The sequence below is a fragment of the Steroidobacter sp. genome (assembly GCF_016790065.1).
In the GTDB taxonomy this organism is placed as follows: Bacteria; Pseudomonadota; Gammaproteobacteria; order Steroidobacterales; family Steroidobacteraceae; genus Steroidobacter.
The window spans coordinates 1-11335 of sequence record NZ_JAEUPY010000357.1; the positions used below are offsets into that span (position 1 = coordinate 1).

General features: G+C 61.1%; 11 protein-coding genes. 6 read left to right on the forward strand and 5 right to left on the reverse strand.

Going from position 1 to position 11335, the window contains the following annotated elements:
• Positions 1-609 (reverse strand): patatin-like phospholipase family protein (locus JNL55_RS14810; RefSeq protein ID WP_293854679.1); only part of this gene is annotated, 609 nt, incomplete at its 3' end.
• Between the two features lie 105 nt (positions 610-714).
• Positions 715-1176 carry an AsnC family transcriptional regulator gene (locus JNL55_RS14815; RefSeq protein WP_293854683.1) on the reverse strand — a complete coding sequence of 154 codons (462 nt, stop codon included), beginning with the start codon at positions 1174-1176 and terminating at the stop codon, positions 715-717.
• 234 nt (positions 1177-1410) lie between these two features.
• Here JNL55_RS14815 and JNL55_RS14820 point away from each other — a divergent pair, with 234 nt between their 5' ends.
• From JNL55_RS14820 to JNL55_RS14830, 3 genes are all read left to right on the forward strand, one after another.
• Positions 1411-2712 carry a D-amino acid dehydrogenase gene (locus JNL55_RS14820; RefSeq protein ID WP_293854687.1) on the forward strand — a complete coding sequence of 434 codons (1302 nt, stop codon included), beginning with the start codon at positions 1411-1413 and terminating at the stop codon, positions 2710-2712.
• On the forward strand, positions 2709-3818 hold the full coding sequence (gene alr / locus JNL55_RS14825) for an alanine racemase (RefSeq protein WP_293854692.1): 1110 nt from the start codon (positions 2709-2711) through the stop codon (positions 3816-3818). Before JNL55_RS14820 ends, alr begins: the two co-directional genes overlap by 4 nt.
• A 178-nt stretch (positions 3819-3996) precedes the next feature.
• On the forward strand, positions 3997-5067 hold the full coding sequence (locus tag JNL55_RS14830) for an ornithine cyclodeaminase (protein ID WP_293854695.1): 1071 nt from the start codon (positions 3997-3999) through the stop codon (positions 5065-5067).
• Positions 5068-5079: 12 nt separating this feature from the next.
• On the opposite strand, the gene JNL55_RS14835 is transcribed toward JNL55_RS14830, so the two are convergent.
• Positions 5080-5499: an Lrp/AsnC family transcriptional regulator gene (locus JNL55_RS14835; protein WP_415923083.1), complete on the reverse strand. Its 420-nt coding sequence runs from the start codon at positions 5497-5499 to the stop codon at positions 5080-5082.
• 187 nt (positions 5500-5686) lie between these two features.
• Between JNL55_RS14835 and JNL55_RS14840 the strand changes: the two genes are divergently transcribed.
• The 3 genes from JNL55_RS14840 to JNL55_RS14850 are packed head-to-tail and all read left to right on the forward strand — an operon-like array spanning position 5687 to position 9855.
• Entirely contained in the window at positions 5687-6223 is a 537-nt protein-coding gene (locus JNL55_RS14840; protein WP_293854703.1) for a sigma-70 family RNA polymerase sigma factor, read from the forward strand.
• The gene (locus tag JNL55_RS14845) at positions 6210-7292 is read left to right on the forward strand and encodes a FecR family protein (protein ID WP_293854708.1); all 1083 of its coding nucleotides are present in this window, start codon (positions 6210-6212) and stop codon (positions 7290-7292) included. The genes JNL55_RS14840 and JNL55_RS14845 overlap by 14 nt, the downstream gene beginning before the upstream one ends.
• A gap of 13 nt (positions 7293-7305) precedes the next feature.
• The gene (locus JNL55_RS14850) at positions 7306-9855 is read left to right on the forward strand and encodes a TonB-dependent receptor domain-containing protein (protein WP_293854712.1); all 2550 of its coding nucleotides are present in this window, start codon (positions 7306-7308) and stop codon (positions 9853-9855) included.
• 76 nt (positions 9856-9931) lie between these two features.
• On the opposite strand, the gene JNL55_RS14855 is transcribed toward JNL55_RS14850, so the two are convergent.
• Together JNL55_RS14855 and JNL55_RS14860 are read right to left on the reverse strand one after the other, a co-directional pair.
• Entirely contained in the window at positions 9932-10516 is a 585-nt protein-coding gene (locus JNL55_RS14855) for a ParB N-terminal domain-containing protein (protein ID WP_293854716.1), read from the reverse strand.
• Complete coding sequence (locus JNL55_RS14860) at positions 10509-11162, reverse strand: helix-turn-helix domain-containing protein (protein WP_293854720.1); 654 nt, start codon at positions 11160-11162, stop codon at positions 10509-10511. The genes JNL55_RS14855 and JNL55_RS14860 overlap by 8 nt, the downstream gene beginning before the upstream one ends.
• Positions 11163-11335 lie beyond the last annotated feature (173 nt).

Consider the following 11335-nt stretch of genomic DNA (forward strand, 5'->3'; position numbering starts at 1 on the left):
GAAGCCAAGAGCCACGACCACTTGAGCGTCTCGAGCGGCGGAGACCGGCAGCGGATCCGACAGCACACCGTCTGCAAGACGCCGACCGTCGATCTCGACGCTAGGGAAGATGAAAGGCAACGCGATGCTGGCGCGTAATGCATCAGGCAACGAACCTTGCGTGAGTAGCACGCCATCACCGGTGGCCAGTTCGGTGGTCATGACGCGCAGGGGAATCGGCAACTGTTCGAGCCGACGGCCGCCGAATCCTTGCTCGATGCGACGCGAGATGAGCCTCGCATCTCGGAGCGAGAAGCCAGCGTCGAATCCCATGAGCCGAGGAGCGAGCAATTCCGCATAAGCCCGCCAGCGACGCCGCTCGGTCAAGTCTTGCGACCATAAGTCGGTGGCGAAGGACAGCGCTTCGTCGCTTTCCATGCCCATCGCGATGGCCGCACCGAACAGCGCACCTGAGCTGCAGCCCACGACCAAATCCGGACGCAAGCCCGCGCGCTTCAGTACTTCGGCCACTCCCAAAGCGGCAGCGCTTCGCACGCCGCCGCTGCCAAGAACCAATGCCACTCGTGCAGGAACAGCGCTGCGCCCGGCACCGCCAGTTGAGCTCGTCATCGTCATGCCCTCGTAGTCAGATCGGATATACGACGCGGCAACGCGCGCGTCGCTTCTATTGGATCGGACGTGAAGGCGGGGCCAATGCGGACACCTGATCCCGGCTCAGGTCTGTAAGTACAACGTCTCCTTAATCTCCTCCATCACCACATAACTGCGCGACTGCGCGGAAGAGGGCATGCGCTGGAGGATTTCACCGAGCAGGGTGCGGTAGTCCTGCATGTCGGGGATGCGAGCTTTGATCAGGTAATCGAAGTCGCCGGACACCAGATGGCATTCCATCACTTCCGGAATCCGATGCAGTTCGTTTTTGATTTTCTCGAACACTTCATCCGACTTCACCGCCAGCTTGATCTCCAGGAACACCAGCAGGTTCCGGCCCAACTCCCGGGGCGAGACGCGGGCGTGGTAGCCGGTGATGACGTTGGTGCGTTCCAGGCGGCGGACCCGTTCGGCGCAGGGGGTGGCCGACAAGCCCACTTGTTGGGCCAGGTCGGTGATGGAGATCCGGCCGTCGCGTTGCAGCAGGTCCAGAATCTTCCGGTCGATACGATCCAGGTCCTGCATGGGGCGGGCTCGAGGTGGGGCTAATCAGGGCGCCTAGGCTACGGCCAGACGGCCATTCCCGCCAGGGTTATCGGCTGTGAATTCGGTCACAGCCAGTGAATTTAACTGGCTAAAGTCCAAAAGCCAGCCTGGTGGCAGTGGAAAATCGTGCAAACGCCCGTTCTTCAATGAAAGTCACTAGCGCCCTGTGCCTAGAATGAGCGGCGTTGCTGGGCCTGTCAGGTGAAACGATTCATGCGTGTCGTGGTTCTGGGTGGCGGCGTCATTGGTGTCTGCACTGCTTGGTATCTCGCCCGTCGCGGGGCCGAGGTTACTGTCGTCGATCGCCAGAAGGCGGTGGCGTTGGAGACCAGCCATGCCAATGCCGGCCAGGTCTCGCCGGGCTATTCGACCCCGTGGGCCGCGCCGGGCATTCCGCTCAAGGCGTTGAAGTGGATGTTCCAGCGTCATGCGCCGCTGTCCATCCGTCCAGATGGCAGCCTGCATCAGCTCAAATGGATGGCGGCGATGTTGGTCAACTGCTCGCCCGAGCGTTACGACATCAATAAGGAGCGCATGCTCCGGCTCGCCGAATACAGCCGCGATTGCTTACGCACGCTGCGTGCCGAAACCGGCATTCAGTATGAGCAGCGCACCGGCGGCACCATTCAGTTGTTCAGAACTCGTGCTCAGTTCGAAGCGGCCCGTCAGGACATCCGTGTGTTGGAACGTTGTGGCGTTCCTTATGAATTGCTGGAAGCCCATCAGTTGGCATCGGCCGAGCCGGCGCTCGGACGAGTGCAGGGCAAGTTGACCGGCGGTCTGCGGTTGCCAAACGACGAGACCGGCGACTGCAATCTGTTCACGCTGCGTCTGGCTAAAGAGGCAGAGAAGCTCGGCGTGAAATTCCGTCTCGGGACTCACGTGACTGCCATCGAATCGCGCGGCGGTCGTATCGACGGCGTGCGCATCGGCGAAGAACGTTTGACCGCCGACGCTTATGTTTTGGCTTGCGGCAGCTACTCGCGCGATCTGGCGTTGCCTCTTGGTATCGATCTGCCGGTGTATCCGGTGAAGGGCTACTCGCTGACGTTGCCCATCGTCGACGCGTCGGCGGCGCCGGTGTCCACCATTCTCGATGAGACCTACAAGATTGCGGTGACGCGCTTCGACGATCGCATTCGCGTCGGCGGCATGGCTGAGCTGGCCGGCTTCGACTTGAACCTGTTGCAGCGTCGGCGCGAAACGCTCGAGCTGGTGGTAAACGATTTGTATCCGGGCGCGGGCGCGTTGAAGAAGGCCGAGTTCTGGACCGGCTTGCGGCCGATGACACCGGATAGCACGCCCATTGTCGGCGGCAGCGAATATCGCAATCTGTTCATCAACACCGGTCACGGCACGCTCGGCTGGACCATGGCCTGTGGTTCGGGCCAGCTCATCGCCGATCAGGTCACGGGCTATCGTCCGGAGATTCGTACTGACGGTCTCGATGTGTCGCGTTATCAGAAGCCACGCACGCGCCAGCAGCCGCTGGTGACGGGAGAGGAAACGGCGTGACGCGTCCGACTCGGGTTCGAATCGATCAAGCAGCGCTTCGTTCCAATTATCTCTACGCACGCGGTGCGCACGGTGGTCGTGCGCTGGCGGTGCTCAAGGCCAACGCTTATGGCCACGGCGCATTGGCGTGTGCGCGTTCGCTTGCGTCGACGGTGGACGGCTTTGCCGTCGCGTTCCTCGACGAAGCTTTCGTCTTGCGCGAAGGCGGCGTGCGCAATCCCATCCTAGTGCTGGAAGGTTGTTTCAACGCTGCTGAGATCAAGCTCGCGCATGAGTTGGATCTTTGGTTGGTAGTGCATCAGCAAGAGCAGATTCGGTTACTGCAGGAAAGCTCGGTGGCCGCCAAATTCAACGTTTGGCTGAAGATCGACACCGGCATGAGCCGTGCGGGCTTCAGAGCGAACGAGGCGGCAGCGGCGTATCAACAATTAATGAGCACCGGCAAGGTCAGCTCGATCACGCTGATGACTCACTTCGCGCGAGCGGATGAAGTGAACGAGCCGATGACCGCGCAGCAGATCGAAGCATTCGATGCCGCAACGTCGACGCTGAAAGGCGAGCGTAGCTTGTGTAACTCGGCCGGCTTGTTGGCGTGGCCGAATGCACGCCGCGATTGGGGACGGCCTGGCTTGATGTTGTATGGCGTGACCACTCACGGTCGCGACGTGCCGGAGTTGCAGCCGGTGATGACGTTCGAGAGCAACGTGTTTGCTACTCGCACGCTCGAAGCGGGTGAGTCGTTGGGCTATGGCGCGTCGTTCGTTGCTCAGCGACGCACGCGGGTCGGGCTGGTGTGCGCTGGTTATGCCGATGGTTATCCGCAGACGGCGCCGACCGGAACGCAAATCGCAGTGGATGGTTCTAAAACAAAGCTGATCGGCCGGGTGTCGATGGACATGCTGACCGTCGACCTTACCGAGTTGCCCGATGCCGATGTCGGCAGCAATGTCGAACTGTGGGGTGCGAATGTTCCTGTGGCCGCGGTGGCGCGTGCTTCGAACCGCAGCCCGTATGAGCTGTTGTGCTCGGTCAAGCGAGCTCCGCTGGTTCATCTCAATGCCGAGGAAGAGCACCGCCGGCCGGCCCTGCGGTTGGCCACCAAGTAAGTCTTGAATTAAGACAGCGGCGTTCCCGCAGATTGCCGGAACGCCAATAACCTCTGCCGTTTCGTCAGAAAAGCGCAGCGAACTGCTCAGGCTGCCGGCTTCTTCGTGACACTGCCGCCCCCTAGGATGACTGCACTTTTTGCGCGCCAGCGCCTGTAGCAGTTATCAGGGGACGAACATGGTCGATTACGTCGGCATTGCAGACATCCAGCATTTGATCGAAGAGATCGGTGCCGGTGAGTTCATGGAACGCCTGGCCGGGCAGATCGAGTCGGACTACAAGCGTTGGGGCGAGTTCGAAAAGTCGCCGCGCCTGGCCAGTCATTCGGATGTCGGTGTGATCGAGCTGATGCCCATCAGCGATGGTGGCCTGTACTCGTTCAAGTACGTCAACGGTCATCCCAAGAACACCGGCGAAGGCTTGCTCACCGTCACCGCGTTCGGCGTGTTGGCGGCGGTCGATACTGGTTACCCGTTGTTGCTGTCGGAACTCACGATCACCACGGCGTTGCGTACTTCGGCCATGTCGGCGCTCGCGGCGAAGTGGATGGCGCGGCCGGACAGCAAGGTCATGGCGTTGATCGGCAACGGCGCACAGAGCGAATTCCAGGCCATCGCGTTCCAGCGCATCCTAGGCATCACCGAGCTGCGTTTGTTCGACGTCGATCCGAAGGCCACGGCCAAGATCGTGCAGAACCTGCGCGCGATGCCGGAAATGCGCAACGTTACTTTGGTGCGTGCTACCTCCTGCGAAGAGGCAGTGCGTGGTGCGGATATCGTCACGACCGTCACCGCCGACAAGCGCAATGCTGTCATCCTGACACCGGACATGATCCAGCCGGGCATGCATTTGAATGCGGTGGGGGGCGATTGCCCGGGCAAGACCGAGTTGCACGTCGACATCCTGCATCGGCCGGACGTTCGTATCGTGGTGGAGTACGAGCCGCAGTCGCGTATCGAAGGCGAAATTCAGCAGCTGGCCGCCGCGCATCCTGTCATCGAGTTCGCCGAAGTGGTTCGCGGTGCCGCTCAGGGCCGTGCCGCGGCGGGCGAAGTCACGTTGTTCGATTCGGTCGGTTTCGCGCTCGAAGACTACTCGGCGCTGCGTTTCCTGCACGACCTGATCGCCGAGCGTCCGGAGTTCTGTCGCCAGATCGATCTGGTGCCGGAGATCGATGATCCGAAGGATCTGTACGGCGGCACATTGGGCTCGGGCAAGCGCCGGGCGAAGTTGCGACGCGCGGCCTGAGCGCCGCGCCGGTCACCGGAACGTTTGCAGGTGAATGCTGGTCTCGGTGTTGCCGATACCTTTGATCTTGCGAATTCGTTCCAGGACTTCGGACAGCTCGCCGATGGATGCGGCATGCACCTCGGCGAGCAGGTCCCAGCGACCGTTAGTGTCGTGTAGCGAGCCGATCGAAGGCTCGCCCAACAAGCGCTTCACCACATCGCGTGTCTTGTCTCCCTCGACCGCGATACTCATCCACGCTCGAATCAGGCTCGGTTGCGCATCGTGACCGAGCTGCACCCCATAACCGAGAATGACGCCGCTGGCCTCCAGCCGGGCGATCCGGTTGGTCACCGTGCCGCGCGACACTCCCAGCTTTCTCGCCAGGGTGGCCGAAGCAGTCCGGGCGTCGACCCGTAGCAGCGCCAGCAGCTGGTGGTCGAGGTCGTCCAACGCTGCGCGCCGTTCGCTCGGGGCCGGGGAGTCGTTCTGCATGCGGTGGAAAGTAGTTATTTGACGCGGACTTCCGCGCGTTACCGGCGGCATTATAGCCTGAGGGGGGAGGATTCGACGCCTCGCCCAGTCTTAGACGCACCGGAAGTCTGTACCCCGTACCCGCGGGGTGGTTGTAGTCGATTCCATGCCCAGCCCCGAGCAACAAAACCGGCTGATCGAGTGGTTCCGCCGCTGGCGGACACCGCTGCGCCGGTTCCTGGCCAACCGCAGCGCCTTGCGGCCGGCGGATTTCGACGATGTGGCTCAGGAAGTGTTCTTGCGTCTGTTGCGTTATGACGCCGCCCAGATCGTCGAGCACCCGCAGGCTTACCTGTTCAAGATGGCCGCCAACGTGGCGGCGGAATGGAGCATTCGGTCCAGCAATCGGCTGACCCACGAACCGCATTGGCTGGCGAACCTGGTGGCCGAGGATCGCCCCGACGATGCCTTGGACCACGAGGCCGCGCAGCTCGAGATCAAACGTGCGCTCAATACGCTCACGCCGCGCGAGCGCGCCATGCTCAAGCTTTACTTCGAGGAGGGACTGACTCAGCAAGCCATCGCCGATCGGCTCGGGGTGTCCTTTCGAGTGGTCCGGCGCGACTTCGAGAAGAGCTACGGCAAGCTACGGCGCGAGCTCAATGATGAACTGACGAGAGCACTCCAGAATGGACGTGAATGACCGGCGCGCCCGCGCGACCCACGATGCTACCCAGTGGTGGCATCGGCTGAGCGCGGCGCCGACCCAAGTTTCCAAAGCCGATCGCGAGCTGTTCACTCAATGGCTGCGGGAGTCGCCGCTGCACGTCGCTGAGTTCCTGCGGATCGCTCATGTGCATGACTCGCTCGAGCGCTTCAAGCTGTGGGGCGAGATCGATGGCGATGCGGCTGGTGTGCCTGACAATGTCGTTCCTATTGGTCAGGCGGCTGAGCATGAGTCTGATCCTGTGCGCGGGCATGAGGACGAAGCCAGGGTCGAGAAGGTGCGTTCGCGGGTCCGTATTTGGGCGACTGCCGCGAGCGTTTGTTTCGTTGCTATCGTGGCGGCGTGGTTCGCGCTCGGCGCGCGTGGCGATGTGATCGAGACCGAGCTCGCCGAGCGGCGGCAAGTCATGTTGGACGATGGCACAGTGGTGCAGCTCGAGCCTGAAACTCAGCTGCGAGTGAAATTCGATGAGCACCTCCGCCACGTGACCTTGGAGCGTGGGCGAGCGTTGTTTCGAGTCACCAAGAACGCGCAACGGCCGTTCGTGGTGAATGCGGACAACACCTCGGTGCGTGCCGTCGGGACTGCGTTCGGCGTCGAGAACAGCAAGCGAGGTGTGGTCGTCACCGTGGCCGAAGGAAAAGTAGCGGTGGCGCGCTCGGAAGCGGGCGAGGCTCCTTCAATTGGCGCCAGTCTCGCCAACAACTCGACCGAGATCCTGCTCACTGCCGGGCAGCAGCTGACGGTTCCAACTGCTGGTGCTGTCGATCCGGTGCGAGCTGTCGACACGGCTCGCGCGCTGGCCTGGGCAGATGGTCAGTTGGTGTTCGAGAATGAAACCCTCGCCGACGTGATCGCCGAGTTCAACCGCTACAACCGTACTCAACTTCGGATCAGCGATGGGCAGCTCGCGGGCCGCAAGGTCAGTGGCGTGTTCGATGCCACCGATACCGAAACCTTGCTGGACTTCATCCGTCAGAGCGGCACTGAGGTCGAGATTTCACAGACGGATGACGGCATCGTGATCCGCTCGCCCGGCCGCTGACCAAGGAACTGTGTTGGCGGCTCATCGCGCCTCCTGGTGGCCCTTGCACGCCAAGCTCGCTGGAGCGGGGTGGCAGATCTTGCGCGTTAGCATCGCGGCGGCTGTTGCTTATGGCGGAGTGGTCACATTGGCGGCCGCCGCTGAATCCGCTGCCGCTATCGTTCGACACAATGTTCACATTCCACAACAGCCGCTGGATGCCGCGCTCAAAGCGCTGGCTCAACAAACCGGCGTACAGATCGTGCGCTTCAGCGATGCTGTAAAAGGCGATGCCATCGTCGGCCCGTTGGACGGTGCGTACTCCATCGATCAGGCGCTGCAAGAGTTGCTCGAGCCTCATGGCTTGACCTATCGGCTGCTGAACTCTCGTGCGTACATGGTCATCAGCGCTGAGGTCGGCACGCCGAAGACTACGGCTGCTCCCGGACCGACGTTGCTTCAGAAAGAAAGGGCTGCTGAATCGGCTGAGATCAGCGGCAGCTTGGAAGAGATCATCGTCACCGCGCAGAAAGTGGAAGAACGGGCGCGGGATATTCCGATGTCGATCACGGTGCTCACCGGGCGTGATTTACAGACGCTCGGCGCGACACAGTTGGCGGATTTCGCCAATACCGTGCCCAGTCTGAACTTCACCAGTAGTGGAGTGGGGCAGACGCAGGTCAATCTGCGCGGCATCACCAGCGGCTATAACGTCTCACCTACCGTTGGCATCTACGTCGACGACGTGCCTTACGGATCGAGCACTGCCTTCGTTGCCGGCGCTCAGCTGGCGTTGGATGTCGGGCTGTTCGACATGAATCGAATCGAGATTCTGCGTGGTCCGCAGGGCACGTTGTACGGCGCCAGCACCATGGGCGGTTTGCTGAAATACGTTACCAACGCGCCCGATACCACGGCGTTCAGGGGCACGGCGCGGACTAATATGTTCAACACTGAAGAGGGTGGCGTTGGTTACGACGCGTCTGGCGCGGTGAATCTTCCGCTGACGCAGGATCGGGCGGCGCTACGCGTGGGTGGTTTCTATCGGCACAACGGCGGCTATATCGACAACCTCACACTCAACGATGAAGATGTGGACCAGGCTGATATGTACGGCGGTCGGCTCGATTTACTCTTTGCGCCGAGCGAGCGGTTGTCGGTGCGGCTGACGGCGTTCGCTCAAGACATCGACCGTGATGGATCAATTGCAGCTGATTTTGTCCGCTTCACCGGCGTCGCTGTGGACGGTGAGTTGGAACAGCGCCGCTTATTCGGCGAGCCCTTCGAGCAGCGCTTTCGGTTGGTCAGTAGCACGCTGAAGTATGCGTTCGACTTCGCGACGCTTACGTCGATCAGCAGCTATCAATCGACGCGCAGCGATGCGATCACGGATTTCTCTGCGCTGTATGTGCCGGCCTTTGGTGGGCCGAGTGTGTTCAGCGCGGTCGGATTGATTCGGAACGCGGATACGGACAAGTTCACGCAGGAGCTTCGGCTGTCGGCTAGCGGACGGGTGGTGGATTGGTTGGTTGGCGCGTTCTTTACGGATGAGGACAGTGCTCAGTTTCAACAGCTGGTTGCCTACGATCCCAACGGGGCGCGTTCGGCCGTCAACTTGCTCACGCTCAATGTGCCGAGTCGGTATGAGGAGTATGCGGGCTTTGGCAATCTCACGTTCCATCTTACTGACCGGCTCGACCTGACGGGTGGTGTTCGCTACGCGCGGAACTCACAAGGTCAGGCGCAGAATGGGTCGGGTGTGTTGCTCGATCAGGTGCCGGAGCGGCGGTCGAACGATGGTGTGGCGACGTATCTTGCCAATGTTCGCTATCGCTTGACCGACTATGTGAGGCCTTACTTTCGGTTCGCTACTGGATATCGACCCGGCGGGCCCAACTCGGTTGTGAATGATCTGGATGGCCGGCCGTTGGCCGCGGCTACTTTCGATGCGGATCGGCTGACGAGTTATGAGGTTGGTTTGAAGGTGGGGAGTGCCGACCGGCGCTTGAGTGCTGATCTGGCCGTTTATCACATCGACTGGGATGACATGCAGATCACGGCCATTCGCAATGGCCTTGGCGTGATTGCCAATGCCGCTGAGGCACGCAGCCGAGGAGCGGAGTTGACGGTGCTTGCCATGCCTGTGCCGTCGCTGACTGTGATGGGGGCGTTCGGTTACACCGATGCCGAATTGACTCAGGACGCTCCCGATCTTGGCGGTGTGGCAGGCGAGTCGCTACCCGATGCGCCGAAGGTCACGGCCGCGTTGTCGGCAGATTATCGCTTTGGGGTAGGTGGGTATGACGCGTTCGCTGGCACGACGCTGCGCTATATTGCTGAGCGAAATGCGAACTTCGATCGGAGCGTGGGCATGCCGCAGTATGACTTGCCTGACTACTCGACCGTCGACGTTCGCACTGGTGTCGTGCTTGGTGGGGCGAGAGTGCACATCTACTGCAAGAACGTCGGTGACGAGCGCGGACAGCTGTCGGCCATCACTGGCACGTCGCTGTATGGCGGGCCGGCGAATGTCAGCGTGTTACAGCCGAGAACGTTTGGGGTTGGAGTAGACGTCAGTTTCTGAAAGTCGCACGTCGCCTGCGAGGTTAAAACGGGCGCCAGGCTAGCGCCGATTGAGCGTCGCGTCAGCGCCAGCTCTGTCACCACTCGTCGCAAACATAGACGCTCGCGGGATAGAAGCGGATCTGGCCGGAGGTCATCCGGCGCTCGATCTCAGCGCCGAGATCGAACGGCTCGTTCGACATCAGCGCTGCGAGCGGAATCGGTAACCGAATCACGCTCTGAGCGACCTGATGAAACGTCTCGCCGTTCGGAATCAGCTGCCCACTCTCAGCCGCCGCTTGAATATCCTCCGGACTGCGGCGGGGAAACTCAACGCGTTCACCGGCTTCGGGTGAGAACTCCGAAAGCCGAGTAGTCACTCCATTGTCGATGAAGTGCACATTCCCCAGCAGCTCAACCTCCGAATAGTCATAAACCACACACGGCACGAACCTCGCACCGAGCCGACGCAAGGCTTCGAGTCGATTCGCGCCATCGATGACGATCAGCTCCCGCACCACCGAGATGGGGTTGAAGAACGTCTGCTCTTCCCGAATCTTGGCAACGAGCCTGGTCACCTTGGCCTCATCGAAAGCCTCAAAGCGCTTCAGCTCGGCGAGCGGAATCATCCGCAGGCGATGACGAAGAAAGGGTTCGTCCCGGAATACGCGCAGGTCAGTCACGTCGTTTGGTCTTCTTCTTCGTGGCAACTTTGCGCTTCGGCCCCACGCTATTTGCAGGTTCGAAACTATGGTGCTGAGGCACCGTGCAAACCGACAGCGCCTTGCACTTCCCCGAGCCTGCAGCCACATATGCATGGCCGACAGTGCTGTCGAAAAAAATCGATTCGCCCGCCTTGAGTCGCACCGGCGCGTAGCACTCGGTGTGCAGTTCCAGCTCGCCTTCCACCACGAACAAGAACTCCTCGCCGGGATGACTCATGAACTCACCGAAGTCCTCGACCCGTCGAGTCTTGATGTCCGCCAGGATGGGCGTGAACGACTTGTTCAACAGATCGGTGCTCAAATAACGCAGCGATTGATTGGTCGTCTCGATCAGCTGACCGGCGCCGTGATGATTGATGCTCCGGCGCGCTACCGGAACCGCGGCACTGGCGCGATTGCGAGGCGAAAATAGTTGAGCGAGGTCCAGGCGCAGCCCATCGCTCAGGCGGGTGAGCTGGTCGTAGGTGGGCGAGACCTGGTCGGTCTCGATTCTCGACAAGGTCGATACTGGAATGCCGGTGCGACCGGCGACTTCGGCCAGGGTCCAGCGATGGCCGCGTCTGATCGACCGCAGCTTGGTGCCGACGCCTCCGCGTGGGCTCATAAGCATCTTCTCTTCATGACTCTCAGGGGCTGATCTCGTGGGTTGCGATTGTCGCTGCAAGCGAGCCGCGGTCCAAGTTACATGTTGCACTGGATTCCCATATATGGGAATTTAGCCTGATTAGGATTGCTGGTTTCGGCGAGGGGGAAGGGGAGCATGGCCATGAAATTCCT